The 20,266-nt window shown below is 68.8% G+C and carries 13 protein-coding genes and 1 pseudogene; 7 read left to right on the top strand and 7 right to left on the bottom strand.

What is annotated here, in order from left to right:
* The first annotated feature begins 109 nt into the window (after positions 1–109).
* The gene (locus tag BGO47_RS03295) at positions 110–1,471 is read left to right on the top strand and encodes a zinc-dependent metalloprotease (protein WP_292708540.1); all 1,362 of its coding nucleotides are present in this window, start codon (positions 110–112) and stop codon (positions 1,469–1,471) included.
* A gap of 810 nt (positions 1,472–2,281) precedes the next feature.
* On the opposite strand, the gene BGO47_RS03290 is transcribed toward BGO47_RS03295, so the two are convergent.
* Both BGO47_RS03290 and nudC read right to left on the bottom strand, forming a co-directional pair.
* A complete protein-coding gene (locus BGO47_RS03290; RefSeq protein ID WP_292708538.1) occupies positions 2,282–4,006 on the bottom strand; it encodes an ATP-dependent helicase in 1,725 nt (574 codons plus the stop codon).
* The gene (gene nudC, locus BGO47_RS03285; protein WP_292708536.1) at positions 3,982–4,890 is read right to left on the bottom strand and encodes an NAD(+) diphosphatase; all 909 of its coding nucleotides are present in this window, start codon (positions 4,888–4,890) and stop codon (positions 3,982–3,984) included. The genes BGO47_RS03290 and nudC overlap by 25 nt, the downstream gene beginning before the upstream one ends.
* On the opposite strand from nudC, the pseudogene BGO47_RS03280 reads away from it, so the two are divergent.
* Positions 4,799–5,713 (top strand): annotated as a pseudogene (locus BGO47_RS03280) (phosphotransferase); the annotation flags it as partial. The gene nudC and the pseudogene BGO47_RS03280 overlap by 92 nt on opposite strands.
* 338 nt (positions 5,714–6,051) lie before the next feature.
* On the opposite strand, the gene BGO47_RS03275 reads toward BGO47_RS03280, so the two are convergent.
* Positions 6,052–9,576, bottom strand: coding sequence for an ATP-dependent DNA helicase (locus BGO47_RS03275; protein WP_292708534.1), 3,525 nt, complete (start codon positions 9,574–9,576; stop codon positions 6,052–6,054).
* Complete coding sequence (locus tag BGO47_RS03270; RefSeq protein ID WP_292708532.1) at positions 9,573–12,725, bottom strand: ATP-dependent DNA helicase; 3,153 nt, start codon at positions 12,723–12,725, stop codon at positions 9,573–9,575. The genes BGO47_RS03275 and BGO47_RS03270 overlap by 4 nt, the downstream gene beginning before the upstream one ends.
* Positions 12,726–12,822: 97 nt before the next feature.
* On the opposite strand from BGO47_RS03270, the gene BGO47_RS03265 reads away from it, so the two are divergent.
* On the top strand, positions 12,823–13,047 hold the full coding sequence (locus BGO47_RS03265; RefSeq protein ID WP_292708530.1) for a DUF3107 domain-containing protein: 225 nt from the start codon (positions 12,823–12,825) through the stop codon (positions 13,045–13,047).
* 15 nt (positions 13,048–13,062) lie between these two features.
* On the opposite strand, the gene BGO47_RS03260 is transcribed toward BGO47_RS03265, so the two are convergent.
* Positions 13,063–13,782 carry a ferritin-like fold-containing protein gene (locus BGO47_RS03260; protein WP_292708528.1) on the bottom strand — a complete coding sequence of 240 codons (720 nt, stop codon included), beginning with the start codon at positions 13,780–13,782 and terminating at the stop codon, positions 13,063–13,065.
* Between the two features lie 182 nt (positions 13,783–13,964).
* Between BGO47_RS03260 and BGO47_RS03255 the strand changes: the two genes are divergently transcribed.
* Both BGO47_RS03255 and BGO47_RS03250 read left to right on the top strand, forming a co-directional pair.
* Positions 13,965–15,404 (top strand): DEAD/DEAH box helicase, encoded by a 1,440-nt coding sequence (locus tag BGO47_RS03255; RefSeq protein ID WP_292708526.1) that lies wholly within the window; start codon positions 13,965–13,967, stop codon positions 15,402–15,404.
* 100 nt (positions 15,405–15,504) lie between these two features.
* Positions 15,505–15,939 carry an SHOCT domain-containing protein gene (locus BGO47_RS03250; RefSeq protein ID WP_292708524.1) on the top strand — a complete coding sequence of 145 codons (435 nt, stop codon included), beginning with the start codon at positions 15,505–15,507 and terminating at the stop codon, positions 15,937–15,939.
* A 186-nt stretch (positions 15,940–16,125) separates the two neighbouring features.
* Here BGO47_RS03250 and BGO47_RS03245 read toward each other — a convergent pair whose 3' ends face one another.
* The gene (locus BGO47_RS03245) at positions 16,126–16,989 is read right to left on the bottom strand and encodes a PHP domain-containing protein (RefSeq protein ID WP_292708522.1); all 864 of its coding nucleotides are present in this window, start codon (positions 16,987–16,989) and stop codon (positions 16,126–16,128) included.
* A gap of 83 nt (positions 16,990–17,072) precedes the next feature.
* On the opposite strand from BGO47_RS03245, the gene BGO47_RS03240 reads away from it, so the two are divergent.
* Together BGO47_RS03240 and BGO47_RS03235 are read left to right on the top strand one after the other, a co-directional pair.
* The gene (locus BGO47_RS03240; RefSeq protein ID WP_292708520.1) at positions 17,073–18,095 is read left to right on the top strand and encodes an endonuclease/exonuclease/phosphatase family protein; all 1,023 of its coding nucleotides are present in this window, start codon (positions 17,073–17,075) and stop codon (positions 18,093–18,095) included.
* Between the two features lie 32 nt (positions 18,096–18,127).
* On the top strand, positions 18,128–19,546 hold the full coding sequence (locus BGO47_RS03235) for an aminopeptidase P family protein (protein WP_292708518.1): 1,419 nt from the start codon (positions 18,128–18,130) through the stop codon (positions 19,544–19,546).
* Between the two features lie 16 nt (positions 19,547–19,562).
* On the opposite strand, the gene BGO47_RS03230 is transcribed toward BGO47_RS03235, so the two are convergent.
* Positions 19,563–20,237, bottom strand: a complete 675-nt coding sequence (locus BGO47_RS03230; RefSeq protein WP_292708516.1) for a general stress protein — start codon at positions 20,235–20,237, stop codon at positions 19,563–19,565.
* Positions 20,238–20,266 lie beyond the last annotated feature (29 nt).

Here is a 20,266-nt window from a genome sequence, read left to right as displayed (position 1 = left end):
GCCGTCGTTCGCGACCGGCGTAAGGCGATTCAGGTGGGGCCCGCGGGTGCGATCATTCGTGCGACTAGCGTAGAGGCCAAGCTCAAGAACCGGCTGAAAGGCGGCACCCGTGGCTGACGACGACCGGAACCCCGACGACGACCTGCCCGAGCTGTTCCGGCAGCTGTTCGGCCAGGCCGGCATGGGCAGCGATCAGCTCGCCGAACTGCAGAAAATGGGGTTCGATCCCGCGATGATCCAGCGAGCCATGCAACAACTGCAGGGCGCGATGGCCTCCGCTGGCGAGGGCGGGATCTCCTGGGATGCCGCCACGACGCAGGCGCTGCACATCGCGAACAAGGACGGCGCGGGGATCACCGCTGCCGACCGCTCGGCAGCCGACGACGCTTTCACCCTCGCATCCCTCTGGCTCGGCGAAGCCACGACGATCTCGGACCTCCCGGGTCCGGGAGTGACCATGACCCGCGGCGGTTGGGTAGAAGCCACCCTGCCCGTGTGGCAGGAGCTGGCTGAGCCGGTCGCGACAAGCATCGCGGATGCCTTCACTGCGGCGCTCCAAGAGCAGTCACCTCCCGAGATGCAGCAGATGATCGCCGGTGCCGGGCGGGTGATGCGCACGATCGGTGGTTCTCTATTCGCGGCACAGCTGGGAACCGTCGTCGGAAACCTCTCGACAGAGGTCGTCAGCGGTGGCGATGTCGGCATCCCACTGCTGCCCGACGGCCAGGCCGCCGTTGTGCCCCAGAACTACACGCAGCTCGCGAAGGATCTCGAGATCCCCGACGACCAGTTCGCGCTCTACATCGCCACCCGTGAACTCGCGCACGCGCGACTGTTCCGGCACGCACGATGGTTGCGACTGCACGTACTCTCGCAGGTATCGGACTTCGCGCGCGGAGTCCGGGTCGATACCGGAGCGCTCGAGGAGCTGGCAGGCCGGTTCGATCCGCAGCACCCCGAAGAGCTGCGCGAGGCGCTGGAAAGCGGGGCGCTGCTGCCGGAACGGTCCGAGTCACAGCAAGCAGCCCTTGCCCGCTTGGAGACGATGCTGGCGACGATCGAGGGCTGGGTTGACGTCGTGACGGCGCAGGCCACGACCCGCCTGCCGGCAGCCGACCGCATCGCCGAGACGGTGCGACGGCGCCGCGCCGTCGGCGGGCCGGCTGAACAGGCGCTCGGAACATTGGTCGGACTGGAGCTTCGTCCCCGCCGCATCCGTGAAGCCGCGAGCATGTGGCGCGCGATCACGGATGCCGTCGGCATCGAGGCGCGAGACGAACTGTGGGACTCACCCGACCTGGTTCCCACGGCCGCCGACATCGACGACCCGAGCGCCCTGATTGCGCGGCTCGAGGCCCGCGCCCGCGGTGAAGAACCAGCACCGGACGAGTTCGACGACGCGCTGGCTCGACTGCTCTCAGGCGAAGACGGCGGCCCGGCCGAAGACGGTCCGGACGAGCAACCCGTCTAGGCACGCAATACTGGCGCTTTCAGCGCCGGCGCGAGGACCGCTCCTCCCCAGGAGAAGTCCTCGCCGCGCCGGGAGATTTCTGTGGACAGCGCCACCGCCGCGGCCCACTCGCCCCGGACAATCGGGACATGCTGCGCATCGACCCCGCCTACCCGCCCCTGTGGCGCACCCCGACGATGCTCCAGTTCGGCAGGAGTGATCGCGTGCGGCTCGATGAGCCGGCGCTCTGGCAGCTGCAGGTGATCCGCGAGCTGGGCAAAGGCATCGCGGAGGTCGGCGTGGGCGCGCTCGCCCGATCCCTCGGGGTCGCGGCAGCCGACGTGGACGCGCTGCTTGGCCGGCTGAGCCCCGTCATCGTCAGCAGCGGGACCGCCTTGCGCGTCGGAGTTGAGGTGGTCGACGATCCCGCGGCCCGGTACGGGCCGCACATCCGCGACGGACTGCAGGACCTCGGGATCGACGCGTCGACGAACACGTCGCGGGACCAGGATGCCGTCGTGATGGTTGCCGCGCACGGGCTGCATCCGCGCCGAGCTGCCACCTGGATGCGCGAGGACATCCCGCACATCGGGATCGTCCTGGGCGCTGGCGAGTCCGAGATCGGTCCGCTCGTTCTGCCGGGCCAGAGCGCGTGTCTGGGCTGCGTCTCAGCTCACGAACGCGACCGCGATCCGGCATGGCCGCTGGTGACTGCGCAATTGATCGGACGGGGCGATCCGGCGGGCCCGGCAACGCTTGCCGCCGAGGCAGCCCTTCACACCGGCAGGCTGCTGCTCGCAGGTCGCGGCGGGCTGAGTGTGCGACTGACGCTCACAGCCGGCGCCGAGCACCGGCAGTGGGAGCGGCATCCCGAGTGCTCGTGCGGATCTCTTGCAGAAAGCGCGACGGCGAGCGCCCCCGCGATCCCGCGGACCACGACAGCGACAGGGATCGCCGTGCCCGCGTGATGCCGACGTAGGCAAGGCGGCGCTCTTCGTCGATCTGCTCGAAGTGGGTAGCGTATGCGATCGGCAGCAACCCTTCGGCAAGACCGACGAGGTACACGTGGTCCCACTCCAGACCCTTGGCCGCGTGCAGGGTCGCGAGGGTGACAGCACGAAGGGTCGGTTCGTCCTGCGTCCGCGCGCGGGACATGAGCTCGTCGGTGAACGAACGCATGGTCGTTCCGGCCGGTGCCTCTTCGGCAAGCCGCAGGATCGCCGCGCGCGCTTCCCACGATTCACGCACGGCTCCGCCCGCGGGAGGCGCTTGGTCGGTCATGCCCAGGGATCGGAGGATGTCGCGGACGGCGTCGATGAAGCCTCGCTCCAACGGTGCGACCGACGCGCCGCGCAGCGCCAGCACCGCTTGGCGCACCTCTGGAAGGTCGAAGAACCGGCGACCGCCCAGCACCGTCGTCGCGATCCCGGCGTCAGCAAGCGCCGCCGCGATCTCCGCAGACTGCGCTCCGGTGCGGTAGAGGACGGCGATGGATGCCGGATCCACTCCCGCTCGCAGCTGCTCAGCGATGCGCACAGCCACGCCGCGCGCTTCGTCGGCCTCGTCGCGATAGCTCGACACGGTCGGCGTGGACGAGGGTGCTGTCCTCGCCGCCGCGGCCGTCAGGTGCACGGCCCCCGGGCGTTCTCGCATGAGGTCGTTGGCCACGGCCAGCACCGCGGCATCCGAACGATAGTTGCGGTGCAGTTCGACGACGCGGGCATCGTCCCACCGCCGCGGGAACTCGATAAGGAACCTCGGATCCGCGCCGGCGAACGAATAGATGGTCTGGCTCGCGTCGCCGACCACGCAGAGATCGCGCCGCTCCCCCACCCACAGTTCGAGCAGGTGCTGCTGGAGCGGAGCCACGTCCTGATACTCATCGACGGTGAAGTGGCGGTACTGCTCGCGAACGGCGGCCACCACGTGGGCCTCAGTCTCGAGCATCCCGGCGCACGCCAGGAGCACGTCCTCGAAATCCATCTGTCGACGCTCGTCTTTGAGTGCCTCGTAGGCTCGGTGAAGTTCAGCCGCCGTCGAGACCGGCAGCCTCCCCACGGTGGCGCCCGCACGGAGGCGCGCGTACTCGTCGATCGTACGCATCGTGACCTTGCGCCACTCGATATCGGCGGCGACGTCGCGCAGAGTCGGCGTGTCGAGCTCCAGTCCGATGCCATCGGCGGCGTGTGCAAGAACCCGCACCTTGTTGTCGATGATCGCCGGCGGCCGATCGCCGGCAAGCGTGGGCCAGAAATAGTTGAGCTGGGCCAAGGCCGCACTGTGGAAAGTGCGAGCTGCCACCCCGTCAACACCCAGCATCCGGAGCCTCCCCCGCAGCTCACCGGCGGCCTTGCTGGTGAAGGTGAGCGCCATGACACGACCCGGCGAGTACGCGCCGGTGTCGACGCCGTGCGCGATCCGCCGCGTGATGACTCGGGTTTTGCCGGTACCGGCGCCGGCAAGCACGCACACCGGCCCGCGCAGCGCTGTCACCGCCTCCCGCTGCTGCTCGTCAAGACCGTCGAGCGCGTTCACTGCTGCGCCGACCGATACCACTGCTCGATGAGGGCGCGCGCGATGGAGCTCGGCCCGGGAAGCTGCACGTCCGAATCGCCGGCCAGCGCGGCCCCGATCTCAGCTCGATCGAACCAGCGGACCTCGATGATCTCCTCGCCATCGGCGACGGGGATCTCGGTGCTCGTCACTGCACTGAAGCCGACCATGAGCGAGCGCGGGTACGGCCACGCCTGGGACGCAACGTAGGTCATGTCCTCAATGTGCACGCCGGCCTCCTCGAGAATCTCTCGCGTGACCGCCGCCTCGAGGGATTCGCCGGCCTCGACGAACCCGGCAAAGCACGAAAACCTCCCCATGCCCCAGGCAACGTGCGATCCGAGCAGCAGCCGGGTGCCGGCAGGATCGGTGACAGCGACGATGACGGCGGGGTCGGTCCGGGGAAAGAGGTCGTGCTCGCACGAGGGGCAACGCCGCGACCAGCCGGCGGACTGCAGCTGGCTCATCGATCCGCAGCGGGGACAGTGCGCCGAGTCCAGTAGCCAGCGCCCGAGACTCACTGCCGCAACCAAAGCCCCACCGTCGGCGTCGCCGAGCTCCCCCCCGATGACGCGCAGAGACGCCCAGGAAACCGCGTCATCCAGGCCCGGCGGAACCTCCCGAAGGGCGAGAACCCAGCGGTCGGTGCCATCGGGTCCAGAACCGAGGAAGGCGTATTCGCCATCGGCTCCCGCCAGTGCGGGGTCGGTGGACGGCCACCAACGCAGCGGAGCGCCCGAACCCGAGTCCGCTGTCACCGGAGCGCGGTCGCTGTGCACCGGAAGCACGAGAGCCATGTCATCCGGCGCGGATCCGATCGCCGTTCTCCGATGCTCAGCGCGGTCGAAGCCACTGCGAGCCAGCGGTGGGACGGCGGAGGAGCGCATGGGACGAGGACCTCCCTCAAGGGCGTGGCGCGACGGCTGCGGCGCTTGCCAGACCTACCCTGGGCACATGGCGCGCACCCTGTTCACTCTAGCCGCGGCGGTCTCAGCCGTCGCGCCGGATGCCGACATCGTCGCCGTCGCCCCGCTGACCGAGAATTCGACCGGCCGCGTGGATGCCGTGCAAGCGACTCTCGACACCGGCGCCCAGGTCGTCATCCGTGTGGCAACGGACCCGGAGGCCGCCGACGACCTCCGCGCCGACGCGCGGGCCCTCCGCGCGCTCACTCCTGGCGTACGCGCTTTGGTGCCGTACGCTGCGCCGGAGCTGCTCGGCGAAGTCCCCCTGGCAGATGACACCGCCGTGATCACGAGCTTCATCGCCGGCTATCGCGTCGACCCTGCCGAGGTCCCCGCGGGCCCCGGCGTTGCTCCGGCGGTTGCCGAAGCTCTCGCCGCCACGCATGCTCTCCCCGTGTCGTGGGCTCGCGAGGCGGGCTTGGTGGTTCGTTCGGCAGAGCAGGTCAGAGACGAAGCATCCCGCCTTGTCGACCGAGCCGAGCACACCAAGCGGATGCCGCGCGCGCTGGTGTCGCGGTGGCGTCGAGCAATCGCCGACGATGACCTCTGGCGCTTCGAACCGACCGTGGTCCTCGGCGGCGCGTCATCCTCCAGCTTCTTTCTCGGCGATCAGGGCGGGGCACCCACCGTGGTCGGCGTCGTCGATTGGCACGCCGTCGAGGTCGGCGATCCGGCAGTAGACCTGCAGTGGCTGGCTTCGGCACCCGCCGCGGCGGGCGATGTCCTCAACGCGTACGTCGCTGCGAGCAGCCGAGCCCCTGACGGCCTGCTGCGCTCGCGAGCTCGCCTGCACGCCGAGCTCGAGTTCGCGGCCTGGCTCCTGCACGGCCACGACGCCGACGATCGCGCGATCGTGGCCGACGCCGAAGCGCTGCTCTCGTCACTGGCCGACACCGTCGGTGCCGACGATCTCGTTGTTCGGACAACGTCGGGGATGGACGATGCCATGGCGGTCCTGGGGAGCGTTCCCGACACATCGGCAGCGCTCGCTGACACTGAGGCGCAGCCGGCAGACACGTCGATGCACACAGACACGTACGATCCCCAAGAACTCGCCATGTGGCTCCCCGTCGAGGACGACGCTCAGCTCGACGAGTCGGCCGATGAGCCCGACGCAGAAGGCGACTCGTCTGCAGCGGGTGACGAGGCAGTGCCCGCGCTGGAGAGCGAGGGTGAGAGTGCTGCCACGTCCGAACTCGTCACGGCTCCCATCATCCTTCCGGCGACAGCCTCCCCGGCACTGTTCGCGTCCGAGGACGGTTCTGACGCTGACGAGCCGGCCCGCGCCGCACGCGCGGCGTTCCAGAGGTGGGCAAGCTCCGGTTCCGAGTAGACGCGGTCGGAGCGGATCGTGAGATCGTCGGCGACGTAGTAGAGCACCACGTCGATCTCGTCCAGGGGCACGCCCGTGCGCTTGTGATACGCGAGGCGGTACAGCGCGAGCTGCAGCATCCGGTTGCTCCGATCGGCCGCCGATCGTGGCGGAGCACCGGTCTTCCAATCGACGATCTCGATCCTTCCGCCCCGATCCTCGCGCCGGTAGACGGCATCGAGCTTGCAGATGATCTGCTCCACCCCCGCCGCACCGCGCAGGGACATATCGATCTCGGTCTCGACCTCGAGGGGAGCGAGCCCCGCCCATTCGGAGCGCAGGAATGTCTCCTGCAGCCGTGTCAGGGCCGCGTCCTCTGTCTCCGCCGCCGGATCGGTGTCCTCGCCGAGGTCGATGCCCTCGTCGTCGCCGAGGTCGAGCTCCCACAGCGCATCGTCCAGGGATGCCCCTCGGCCGGTCTGACCCGACCGGGACTCGACCCACGCGTGAAAACGCGTCCCCAGGGTTGTCGCACGGTAGGGCCGCTCGGGCATGGGACGAACGAACTCGTCGAGCGCTGCGCTCGCATCGACAACAAAGTCCTTGAAGCGTGAAGCCGCGACCCGGCTGGGGCCTTCGCTGACCGCAAGACGCAGCGCGGCGCGCTCGTCTCGTTCTGCCAGCAGTTGCACGATCTCGGGGTCGATGTCCGGCTCCACGGAGGGCTCCCTCTGCCATCGATCCAGAACGCGTCGCACCTGCTGCGCCGCGCGATGGACCCGGTCTGCCCGTGACCCGAGCGGGTCCATGGGCCAGGTCACGGCCGGCCCTCGGCGATCTTCGTAGGGGTTCGCGCTGTCGTCGGTCGAGCCGGTGGACTCCCACCCGAGGGCCGCGCCGATCTCGTCGAGGAAGACGCTGGGTGCGCGCTGGTCGCGCTGGCCTCCCCACCGCGACCCGGTCAGCAGCAGATCGCTCCGCGCCCGCGTCACGGCGACGTAGGCCAGCCGCCGCTCTTCACCGGCGAGGTGCTCTTTGACGGATGCCTTGAACTGCGCGATGGCGGCCCGCAATCCCTTGCGATCTGTGGCCTGCTCCCAGGCAAGCGCCGGAAGCGCGGCTCGGTCACCACGGAACCGGTAGGGCAACGTGCCGTATCCCATCCAGCCCTGCGTCGACCGGGGCCTCGCCGGCAGCTCGTCCTGCACCATTCGCACAACCGCGACGGCATCCCACTCCAGCCCCTTGGACCCGTGGATGGTGAGCAACTGAACGACCCCAGGTTCCGGCGGCTCGGTGCGCGGCATGAGCTCGTCCGTCTCTTCCGCGTGGTCAAGCCACGCGAGCAGGCTTGAGAGCGACCCTCGCTCGTCGACGGCGAGGAATCCCTGGATCTCGTCGAGGAACGATCGCAGTTGCGCGGTGGCAAGACCCGCCGGACCCCGGGTCTCGTTCGCCGCGAGCTCGACATCGAGCAGCAGTTCGCGCTCGATCGCTCGGATGACCTCGGGAATCGGACCGCCGAGCACACCGCGCAAGCGATGAAACATCGCCGAGGCGCTCCGAAGCCGCTCGGCCCCGTCGGGGCTGAAGTCCGCGAGGAGCACGCTGCCCGGCCGCAACGAACGGATCCTGTCGAGGGCGTCGACGATCGATGCCTGTTCGTCGGGACCGACCGAATCCCGCATCCGGGCGAGGACCTCCGGCGCCAGCGGAGCAAGATCGGCACCGCGGCGCGCGAGGGTGTCGGCGAGCCGGCGCAGGGCTGCAAGATCTGACAGTCCGAGCCCGAAACGCGGTCCCGAGAGGATGCGAATGAGCGCGGAGCCCTGGTGCGGATCGTCCAGCACGCGCAACACAGCGACGACGTCGACGACCTCGGGGGTGGAGAGCAGTCCGCCGAGCCCCAGGATGCGGTGCGGGATTCCCCGCTCGGCGAGAGCGTTCGCGAAGACCGTCATGTGGCGCTTGGTGCGAAAGAGGATGGCACCCGAATGCGCCTCGCCGCGCCCGCCCCCGCGTGCTGGCTCATGCTCAGCACGCAGCCGCGCGAAGAAGGCCGCCACCTCGGCCGCTTCGTCATCGATCGTGTTGGCATACACGTGCCCTACGTGACCTGCAGGAGCCCCCGGTCGCGGCTCGAGGGGCGGAATCTCGATGCCACGGGCGCCGTGGTCGGCAATGAGTGCGTTGGCGGCATCCAGAATGAGGGAGTCATTGCGCCAGCTCGTCATGAGCGCAACATGCGTGCAGGCGACGGTGCGGGCGAACGCTGCGGGAAAAGAGGCAAGGTTGTCTGCGCTCGCGCCGCGCCATCCGTAAATCGATTGATGCGGGTCGCCCACCGCCATGACCGCACCGTCGGCGAACAGCGCCGCCAGGAGCTGGGTCTGCTGGACGGACGTGTCTTGATACTCATCCAGCAGCACGACGCGGTACTGACCGCGCACCTCGTCGGCAACCGATGGTGCAGCGGTCACGATCTGGAGGGCACCCGAGACCTGGTCCGCGAAATCGACGGTTCCCTGCGTAGCCTTTGCCCGCGTGTAGTCGCGCACGAGCCCGGCGAGAAGTGGAAGCGCGCTCATCGCCGTGTGGAACTTCTCGATGTCGCCGGGAGATGCCAGCGCAGGGTTACAGGCCGGTTCGATACTGCGCGCGACACGGTCGCCGAACGCCGAGAGTTCGTCGAGGTCGACGCCGTGATCCAAGACCTCGCCGGCGAGGCGCTGCAGACTGTCGACGACAGTGCCGAACCGGTCCTCGCGGTCGGCGAGCCGAGGATCGCGTGAGGAGATCACGATCCTTCGCGCGAGGAGCCAGGATGCCGAGGGGCTCAGGAGCGCAGCATCGGGGTCGCGTCCGATCCTGGCGCTGTGCTCGCGCACGAGCGAGTCGGCAAACGCGTTGTAGGTCGATACGCGTGGGCGCAGGAGCAGGTGCTCCGCATTCGTCTCGGCAGTCGCCTCGATTCGGCCCTCGCGGGCGAGGGCGTCGATGCGGGCGAGGCGCCGTTCGATCCGCTCAGCGAGTTCGCCGGCAGCCTTACGCGTGAACGTCAGACCGAGGATCTCGTCGCGACGGACGATGCCGTTGACGACGAGCCACACAACCCGCGCTGCCATCGTTTCGGTCTTGCCGCTCCCGGCACCCGCCACCACCAAGACGGGAGACAGCGGCGCCTCGATCACGCGCTGCTGCGGCTCGGTGGGCGCAGGCAGCTCGAGAAGCTCGGCGATCTGCAGCGACGACAGCCGCACGGCGGGAAGCGAGCCGCCCGATCCGGGTCCGGTCACGGCGCACTCACCGGCTTGACGGTGTGAAGACGACACACGGCGAAATGATCGTCGTTGCAGTGGACGTCGGGGTACGCGGTGAAGCTGTGGGCAGCCATCGCCTCGGCGTCGCTGACGATGCGGTGAAGAAGTGCGGACCGGGTGTCGGCGTCCAACGGCAGCTGTTGCGCCATCCGGTAATCCGATCCCTTGAGCGTTTTCGAGAGCACCAGCAGGCGGGCACCCACGAGCTGCCCGTGCGCAGCCCCGGGAACCGCTCCTGCTCTCACCGCAAGCTGATATGCCGCCAACTGCGCGTCGGTGGCCACCTTGTCATCAGAGACGCGGGCCTCGGATCGCCCCGTCTTCAGATCGATCACGGCAACGCGGGGGCCAGCATCCTCGAGCCACCGCTCAACCCGGTCGATGGATCCGCTGATGATCGCGACGGTTCCCTCGGGAGGTGCACCAGGTTGGGTGATCGCGACCACGTTCGGACCGTCGCCACCGGCGACGATCGCGATGCGAAAACGCGCTTCGGCGCCGGCCACTTCTCCCCCACGGGCGGCGAACTCGCGCAGGTAGCTCGCCAGTCTGCGGGTGAGGGTCGTTGCCCACTGGCGCTCCTGCCTCGAGAGCCAGTCGGCTTCGAAGTCGAGCTCACCCCACCGCTCTTCGACGATGGCGTCGAGCAGTTCGAACGTTCCGTCGGGAGCTGACTCCATCGCGGCGTGCAAGATCGTGCCGAGGCCCGCCGAGAAGGTGCGGGAGTCACCGCCGAGCTCGCGAATTGCCCAGTCCAGCCCGCACTCCTCGAAGGCCTCAACGCGCGACGGCGAGATCGAGACAGGTGCGCGAGTCAGATCGTGGATGCCACCCTCACCCGTACGCTCGCTCACGCCGTACCACGACGCAGGATCGGCGCCGGGCACACCGGCTCGAGCCAGCGCAGCCAGCTGTGTGGCGGCGTGCTCGGTGGCAGCGTGGCCCGTCGCCTCGATGAGCTGCCGCCGGTACGAGGCGACCGCGCCGCGGAGGGTGAGCGGATGTCGATCCACGCGGCGCGGCGGCGGCTCGGGAAGATACGAGAACAGCGCGCTGGGCGACTGATCCTCGTCATCCACGGCCGTCACGAGCACGCGTGCGCGGGCCCGCGTGAGCGCGCGCTCGAACAACCGCAGCTCCTCGTGCAGCACGCTCCGGCGGCGGTCGAGAACGTCGAGGGCCACGGGCGTCCCACCGTGACGCCATGTTTGTGTCTCGTCTGCGAGCCGCCAGCCATCGAGGAGGCTCCCGCGCAGCCGCGTGTTGGGCCAGACGCCGTCCTGGACGCCCGCGATCACGACGGCCTCGAACTCGCGGCCCAGCGAGCCCGCCGGGGTCAGGATCTCGACGACGTCGCGGCGCTGTGCCGCTGCGAGAGAGTCCTCCGGTACCTCGCTGCCGAGGATCTCGGCAAGGAACCGGGCCGGATCCTCGTCCTCACGCTCAGCCGATCGCTTGGCTGCCGCAAAAAGGGCGACCAAAGCATCCAGAGATCGGGTGGCCTCCGCCCCCTCTGCTCCGCCCAGGCGCGCTCGCTCTCGCCACGGCCCAGCCAACTGCGACCTGTCCCACGCCGTCCAGAGCAGTTCGTGGGCGGAATCGCCACGGGCTGCCGCGGCATGGATCTGAGCGAGGGTCTGCGCGAGTCGATGGGCAGTTCGCGCCTGGGGCGTGTCGATCAGCACCAACGCGGCGGGTTCGGCCATCGCCTCGGTCAGCAGCTCGGACGCCGCGCGCCTGCTCTCCCCCTCGAACTCCTGCGCTCGCAGCACAGCGCGCAGACGCCGCAGCCCGATCGCATCGAGGCCACCGAAGGGTGACGTCAGCGCCGCCGCCAGCTCCTCGGCAGGCCGCTCGGCGGGCGACATCATCCCCAGGCGCACGAGGTGCAGCAGGCCCCGCACCGCGGGCTCTTCCCCGAGCGGCCCCGCCGCGCTGGCTGCGCGCGTCGGAACCTCGCGTGCAGCCAGCTCGGCCGCGAGCCTCGTTACCTGGCGCGTGTCATGCGCGATGACGGCGAGCTCACGCCACGCAAGCCCGTCCGCGACGTGCCACGAGCGCAGCGTCCGCGCTATCGCATCGAGCTCTTCGTGCGGCGAGGATGCCCACGTCGTCGTGATCTGGCCCGCGTCGTGTGCGGCTGACTCAGCGGCGGGAAGTCCGGCATCCGGGGCCAGGCGGTGCTCTGCCGCGCCCGCGGTTCCGATGGATCCGGCGACGGTTCGGGCAACTCGCACGAGGTTGGGTCGGCTTCGATGCTGACCTCGCAACACGTATCGATCGGCAAACATCGATGTCAGCCGGGCAAAGGTCTCGGGACCGGCGCCGCGGAATGCACCGGATCCGACGTCGGGATCACCGAAAGCGAGCACGGCGATTCCGCGCGCCTGCGCAGCCTCCAGGAGCGCCACCGCCCCCCAGCTGAGCTCTTGCGCATCGTCGACCATGAGAAGGCTCGGCACTGCGGCGACACGACCGAGCTGCAACGCGTCGGTGGCCTCACGGAGCACCTCGGCAGGATCGCGGTGAGCCGGGCGCAGTCGATTGAGCACGTACCGGTACTCGCGCCAGAACGAGCCGGCCGCCGACCACACCCCATTGGCGCGGTCGGCACCCAGGCGCTCGAGATCTTCGGGCGCGAGCCCCAGCTCGGTGGCGAGCGCGAACAGGGCCCGGAGTTCCGACCGGAACGCGCGGGATCGTCGCACTGCGGTGCCCAAAGAATCCGGCCACCGGGACGTCCCCTCCTCGGCGTCAGCCTCGTCGCCCTCGAGAAGATCCGCGATGACAGCATCCTGATCAGGAGCGGTGAGAAGCTGCGGAAGCGGATCACCCGCCGCGACGGCTCGTGAGCGCACGATCTGGAAGGCGAACGACGCGATCGAGCGCGCCAAGGGTCCCGGTGTTGCGATGTCGAGATCGGCAGTCACCCGGTCGCGGAGGTCTGTCGCGGTCTGGCGCGTGGGCGTCAGGATCAGCAGATCGTCAGGGCGCACGCGCCGGCCGCGCAGGAGCCGGGCCGTTCGCGCGAGGATCGCCGATGTCTTGCCCGTGCCTGCTGCGCCAACCACCAGCCCGCTCGCATCTGCGGGCAGCGCGACGACCTGTGCCTGCGAGCGATCCATAACGACGACGCTACCCAGCCCCGAGGACATCACGGTGTCGTAGAGTTGCCATGCACCTACGACACCCGTCGCACGGGGGCATGAGAAAGGCAGGAACGTGGAGATTCGCATCGGCATCACGAATTCGGGTCGCGAGCTGAACTTCGAGACGAACGATTCTGCCGCTGACGTGCGCCAGTCCGTCGCCGAGGCGCTGGACTCCGGCGCCACTCACGTCACCTTCACCGATGTGCGCGGCAACGCCTACATCGTCCCCACGGCAGGACTCGCCTACGTCGAGGTCGGCACCGAAGAGGCTCGCCGCGTCGGCTTCGTCGCCTGAGCTTCACCGCGCGGACTACGCGGCAAGTCCGAGGTCGTCCATCCGTCGGGAGTGCGCGGCCATGAGTTGCGTGAACACCGGCTCGACCTTCTGCTCGTCCTGCAGCTGAAGGTGCTTGGGTCGAAGGGCTGCGCGCGCAACCAAAAGCGTGTCGCCCACCAGGCGTCGCCCCCACATCGCCAGCAGTGAGCGCCACTCGTCGTCGCTGTCGATCGTTTCGGTCAGGATCTCCACGACCGCCTGGCGGTCGGCATCCGCACCGAGAATCCGCGCCACCCGACGCCCCGTTTCTGCGTAGCTGGCAGCCAGGGCGAGATAGAAGTCGTCGAGCATGCCGGCGATGATGTGCACCGAGAGCATCGTCTCCTGCGGGCGCACACCATGGGTGGCCCGGCGGAACTGATCGAGCGGTTCCCGGAAGGGCAGCATCAGCGCGGTGGGGTCATCTCCGCGATCACGGATGACACCCACGAGGGCCTCGTGCTTGGTCAGCGCTGCTCCGGCAGCTCGCGACAGCGCTTCCTTCTTCTCGAGCGACGGGGTCACGGCGATGAGCTCGCTGAGGGTCTCGAAGAACCCGAGCTGCAGATATGCGGCCTGGCCGAGGAAGACATCGATGTCGGGAGCGAGCTCTTCGAAATCGACGCGGTGCGCGTCACCGAAGTCGCCCCGAGACCGCAACGACAGCGTCGCGGCCAGCGGACGGCTCTTGCGCCAAAACTTCCAGTCGACCACGCACACAGCCTAGGGCCAGCACGGGGCGACCCGCCGGGCGAGGCCGCTCCGAGGGGTCATCCAGCGCTCGCCAGTAGACTGAGTCAGTCTCCGGCGTAGGCCCGGAGCCCCGCGCCTGCGGCTGAGTGAAGGGCGTGGATCCGACACCAGCGGCAGCAGGAGCTGCCAGACAGGCTTTTATCGTGACGACTTTCGCCGATCTCGGCGTGGATCAAGACATCGTCGATGCGCTCGCCGAGCGCGGCATCGTGGATGCGTTTCCCATCCAGGAACAGACCATTCCCCTCGGCCTTCCCGGCCAGGACATCATCGGCCAGGCAAAGACCGGCACCGGCAAGACCTTCGGTTTCGGCATCCCGGTCGTGCAGCGACTCGGACTCGAGCCCGCGCCGGGCGTGAAGGCGCTCATCGTGGTTCCCACGCGTGAGCTTGCCGTCCAGGTCTATGAAGACATGGACATGCTCACGAGCAATCGCGCGACATCCGTCGTGGCCATCTACGGCGGCAAGGCCTACGAGGGTCAGATCGACCAACTGAAGGCCGGCGCGCAGATCGTCGTCGGAACGCCCGGTCGCCTCATCGACCTCGCCGGCCAGCGACTCCTCGACCTCTCGAACGCGACCGAGGTCGTCCTCGACGAGGCCGACAAGATGCTCGACCTCGGGTTCCTCCCTGACATCGAGAAGATCTTCCAGCGGGTGCCCGCCGTCCGCCACACGCAGCTGTTCTCGGCGACGATGCCCGGCCAGATCGTGACCCTCGCGCGCCGGTTCATGAGCAACCCGATCCACATCCGGGCGACCGACCCCGATGAAGGTCTCACGCAGGCCAACATCCGTCACCTTGTCTACCGTGCTCACTCGCTCGACAAGGACGAAGTCATTGCCCGCATCCTGCAGGCCGAGGGCCGCGGCAAGTCCGTGATCTTCACGCGCACGAAGCGGGCTGCGCAGAAGCTCGTCGACGAGCTGCAGGACCGCGGCTTCTCGGCTGTCGCGGTGCACGGCGACATGAGCCAAGAGGCCCGCGAGCGCTCGATGGCCGCGTTCAAGGCCGGCAAGAAGGATGTGCTGATCGCCACGGATGTCGCAGCCCGCGGCATCGACGTCGACGACGTGACGCACGTGATCAACCACACCATTCCCGATGACGAGAAGACCTACCTGCACCGCGCAGGCCGCACCGGGCGTGCCGGGCGCACGGGTATCGCCGTGACCTTCGTCGACTGGGACGACCTGCACAAGTGGGCCCTCATCAACCGCGCGCTGGAGTTCGGTCAGCCGGAGCCGATCGAGACGTACTCGTCGAGCCCACACCTGTACACGGACCTCGACATCCCCGAGGGCACGAAGGGTCGCATAGTCACCGCGCCGCGCACCGAGACCGTCTCGACTGTGGAGGGCGGGTCGTCGAACGGACGATCCGGGTCGCGTCGTCGTCGCTCGCGCGGCGGCTCGTCCGGCGCATCGGACTCGAGCGCGTCGCACGGCTCAGCGGACACACCACCGCGCACCGCCGACGGCGCCGGCACGCACGACGGTGGTGGCGCCGAACACCGCGACGGCACCACGACGCCACGTCGCCGCCGCCGGCGCCGGGGACCTCGCCCCGACGCAGCCTGATCTACGCGCAACGACGCGGGCGTTGCTCTCGAAACGAGACACTCGACAGCGATAAGGTGATGGCTGCGGCATGGCGCCGCGAAAACCCCGAAAGGCTGTCATGCGATTTCTTGAAGCTGTGACGACGGGATACGAGTACCAGGGATTCTGGGGCTCGTTCTGGGACCTCATCTGGTGGTTCCTGTGGATCTTCGTCTTCGTTGCATACCTGTTCGTGCTGTTCGCGATCATCGGCGACCTCTTCCGTGACCACAAGCTCAACGGCTGGTGGAAGGCCGTCTGGATCATCTTCCTGCTCTTCCTCCCCTTCATCACGGCGCTGGTGTATCTCATCGCCCGCGGCCGCGGCATGAGCGAGCGCTCCATGAAGGAGGCCGAGCAGATCAAGCAGGCCCAGGATGCCTACATCCAGTCGGTCGCTGGCGGCAAGGCTCACAGCCCCGCTGAGGAGATCGCCCGCGCCAAGGCACTCCTGGACGCTGGCACCATCTCGCAGGCCGAGTACGACCAGCTGAAGTCCAAGGCCCTCGGCTGATCCTCACGCTCACGTGAAGCGCCCCCGTCTCTTCTCGAGGCGGGGGCGCTGTGCTGTTGCGTGAGGTTCGGCATCCGAACCTCGCAGAATCGCACGAACCGCGCGGGATCGTGGCCCGAAAGGACGGAGTTCGCGCGATTCTGCGAGGTTGGCGTGGCGACGGCGAGACTCAGAGGCAGGCCCGGCCTACGGGTAGACCGGCGCACTCCCGTGGCCTGCGACGAGGATGCGCTCGACCATCGCGGCGTCCGTCGTGTGTTCGCCCGGCACGTTCGGCTTGCCGAGGCCGTGGTAATCGCTCGAGCCCGTCACGATGAGGTCGCGCTCGGCAACCAGCGGCTCCAGCTGACGGATGCCGGCGGCGGTGTTGTCGCGGTGGCCGAGCTCGAAGCCGGCGAGCCCGGCATCCAGCATCCGATTCACCAGCGGCGCAGGGAACGGCCCTGCCCGTCCGGCGGGGTGCGCCAGGATCGGCACTCCCCCGGCTGCGACGATAAGCCGGACCGCGGTGACCGGGTCGGGGGCGAAGAGAGCGACGTAGTACGGGCTCCGGGGGCTCAGGATGCCGCGGAAGGCCTCACCGCGATCCTGAACGTGTCCGCGAGCGACCAGCGCGTCAGCGATGTGCGGGCGTCCGACGGTGGCCCCGTCGGAGGTCTGCGCGAGGATGTCTTCCCACTCGAGGTCGAAGTCGCGGGCGATGCGATCCGAGATCATCCGGGCACGCTCGAGCCGGGACGTCCGCACCCGCTCGGTCATCGCCCGCAGCTGCTGGTCGTCGGGGTCGAAGAGGTACGCGAGCAGATGAACGCTGCGCCAGTCGTCACGCGCCGACATCTCCATACCCGGGACGAACATCATGCCGAGCGATGCCGCAGCCTCCGCGGCCTCTGCCCAGCCGGCGGCCGTGTCGTGGTCTGTCAGGGCGGTGATGCGCAGGCCGTGACGGTGAGCTGCCCGCATGACGTCAGCCGGCGCGTCGGTCCCGTCTGACTGCGTCGAGTGCAGATGCAGGTCAGCGGGTCCCTCGAAGAGCCGCTCGTCATCCATCGTTTGAGCCTAGCGCCGCGCGCACAGCTCACCGCGGCGCGGCTCGTACCTATCTCTCAGACCGCTGTCATAGGCTCGCGGACGTGCGTCGGGCTCTGGGGATCCTCGTTGCGGTGATCTGGATCGCCGTGGTCGCGGTGCTCACCGCTCCCGACTTCTTCCGGGTCGAACGCCTGGCACCGATTGCGCAGATCATCGCCTTCCGCGGAGTGATCGTGCTCGCTCTCGCGGCGGTCGGCATCATCGCCCTCTTCGCGTCGTTTGCTCGATCGATCCGTCCGCTCGCGGTCACCGTCCTGATCGTCGCGCTGGTCGGTGTCATCGCGAACGGGGCAGTCGTGCTGGGTCGCGGCATCGGGACCGAGGGTCTTCCCGCCAAGACCGACACCGCGATCCGCGTCATGACCTGGAACACCGCGGGCCCCGCGACATCGGCTGATGAGATCGCGCGCCTGGCCGTCGCGATGGATGCCGACATCGTCGCCCTCCCCGAGACGACGATCGAGACCGGCGAGCAGGTGGCTATCGAGATGCGTGAGCTCGGGCATCCGATGTGGGCACACCACGCGAAGGACCCGTCGACCCCGTGGGATGCCGGATCGACGACCCTCCTCATCACGCCCGACCTCGGAGATTATGCCGTGATCGAGTCGTCGGTCGAGGGCACGAGCACGACATCCACGGTGCCAAGCGCCGTCGCGATGCCCGTCTCGGGGGTCGGCCCGATCGTCGTGGCAGCACACGCCGTCGCGCCCCGAACCGACTACATGGAGGACTGGCGCGCCGACCTCCGCTGGCTCGGCGACCAGTGCGCCGCCGACAACGTCATCATGGCCGGCGACTTCAACGCGACGCTCGACCACTTCGGTGGACTCGGCGTCGATGGCGGCGAACTCGGACGCTGCCGGGATGCCGCTGCCGCCAGCGGCACGGGAGCCGTGGGCACCTGGAGCACGGCCTGGCCGCCACTGCTGGGCACCGCCATCGACCACGTCATGACAACAGGCGCGTGGACGGTGACCGGATCGCTCGTCCTCTCGTCGGTGGACAGCAGTGGAAGTGACCACCGGCCGCTCGTGGTGCAACTGGAGCCCGCCGCCCCCTGACCTGCGAGATGTGCCCGTGCGAGACTGGGGGAATGAGCACGACTGGCGAGAGCGAAGCCACGACAACGACCTCTGCGAGCACCAACGGCACGACGAACCGCAAGCAGCCGTTCCCACAGGGCTTCCTCGACACGATCTCGACGGGCTGGGCACAGCGCCCCGAGACACTCCCTCCAGCCCGGTCGCGGGCCGCGTTCGCGGCGCGCCGCCGCGCCGCGCTGTCGGCGGCCTTCCCCGGTGAGCGCCTCGTCTTTCCCGCCGGTGAGCTCAAGCAGCGCTCCAACGACACCGACTACCGGTTCCGGGCTCACTCAGCCTTCTCGCACCTGACAGGCTGGGGGTCGGATGCCGAACCCGGCGCGATCCTCGTGATGGACCCGCTTCCCGAAGGCGGCCACGAGGCAGTCCTGTACTTCCGGGAGCGGGCCGACCGGACGACCGCAGAGTTCTACGCCGATGCATCCATCGGGGAGTTCTGGATCGGCCCTCGTCCTGCACTGGCTGGTGTTGCGGCTGACCTCGGCATCCGTACCGACCACATCGCCGCGTTCGAACCCGCCGACGGCGAGCGCGTCGTCGACGCCGACGCAGACCTGACCCGCGCGGTCTCGGAGATGCGGCTGATCAAGGACGAGGACGAGATCGCCCAGATGCGCGAAGCCGTCGCCGTGACAGCGGCAGGGTTCGATGACATCGTCGCCGACCTCCCTCGGATCAGCCGGCACCCCCGCGGGGAGCGGATCGTCGAGGGCGTCTTCCACCTGCGTGCGCGCAGCGACGGGAACGGCGAGGGCTACGACACGATCGCCGCCTCTGGACCCCACGCCTGCTACCTGCATTGGACCCGCAACGACGGCGCGGTCCTGCCGGGAGACCTCATCCTCATCGATGCCGGCGTCGAGCTGGACAGCCTCTACACCGCCGACATCACGCGAACCCTGCCCGTCAGCGGCACGTTCACCGACGTGCAGCGGCGCGTTTACGAGACGGTACGCGAAGCCGCGGATGCCGCGTTCGACGCGGCCCGACCCGGGGTGACATTCCGCTCGATCCACGAAGCGGCGATGGGGGTCATCGCTGCGCGATCCGCGGAGTGGGGCCTCCTTCCGGTGACAGCTGACGAGGCTCTCGCGGCCGACACCGGTGGCCAGCATCGCCGGTACATGGTGCACGGCACCAGCCACCACCTCGGTATCGACGTTCACGACTGCGCGCAGGCTCGCCGTGAGATGTACTACGACGGCATCCTGCAGCCCGGGATGGTGTTCACGATCGAGCCCGGTCTGTACTTCCAGATCGACGACCTCACGGTGCCCGAAGAGCTGCGTGGGATCGGCGTACGGATCGAGGATGACGTGCTGATGACCGCGGACGGTCCCGTGAATCTGTCAGCGGCGATCCCCCGCACCGCCGACGAGGTCGAAGCCTGGATCGCACGGCTCGCGCGCTGACGCAGCAACCGAGCGACTACGCCTTGTCGTCGTCCCTGGTCGCAGCGTCCTGGTCGGCGTCGGGGGCGCTCGCATCGGATGAGGCATCCGCTGCGGACTCGGTCGGAACTTCCGGCTGCGTGACCTCCTCGATCCGCTGACCGTAGCGCGGCGGCTCCTGCGGGGTCGCGGTTCGCTCCGCGGGCGGGGCGACGACCTGGGTCCGCGGCGCCGCCGGCGCTGCCTGCGGGCCCAAGACCTGTCGTGCCCGGCCTGCGCTGCTGCCGGCAACGGCGATGTCGTAGTGGTCGGCGACGAACTGCATGACTGACGCGAAGTCCCGGCGGCGCCGGATGATGGCGAAAGTCAGCAGGCTCGCCAGCATGCCGATCGCGATGCCGACGAACAGCACACCCACGAACGCCTGGATCGGCACGTTCGGCATCCCGAGCACGAAGACGGCAGAAAACAGCATGCCCAGGAGCAGTCCGTTGATGGCGCCCGATCGAGCCGCCGTGGCGTAGCCGAGGCGCCCGGTGACCCGCTCCATCGAACGCAAACCCTGACCGACGATCGTGATTTCACGGGCGGGAATGTCTTCGGCGATGAGCTTGGACACCGCCTTCTGGGCGGCTTCGTACTTGTCGAAGGTCGCGACGGTCTGTCCGACGTCTTCGAGGTTGCGGGCGAACTGGCCCCCCATCATGCTCATTCGTCCATCCTCCCATGCCGGGTCTTGCC

It is taken from the genome of Microbacterium sp. 67-17, assembly GCF_001898325.1.
Taxonomy (GTDB): domain Bacteria; phylum Actinomycetota; class Actinomycetes; order Actinomycetales; family Microbacteriaceae; genus Microbacterium; species Microbacterium schleiferi.
This window is presented reverse-complemented; position numbering and strand designations above follow the sequence as displayed.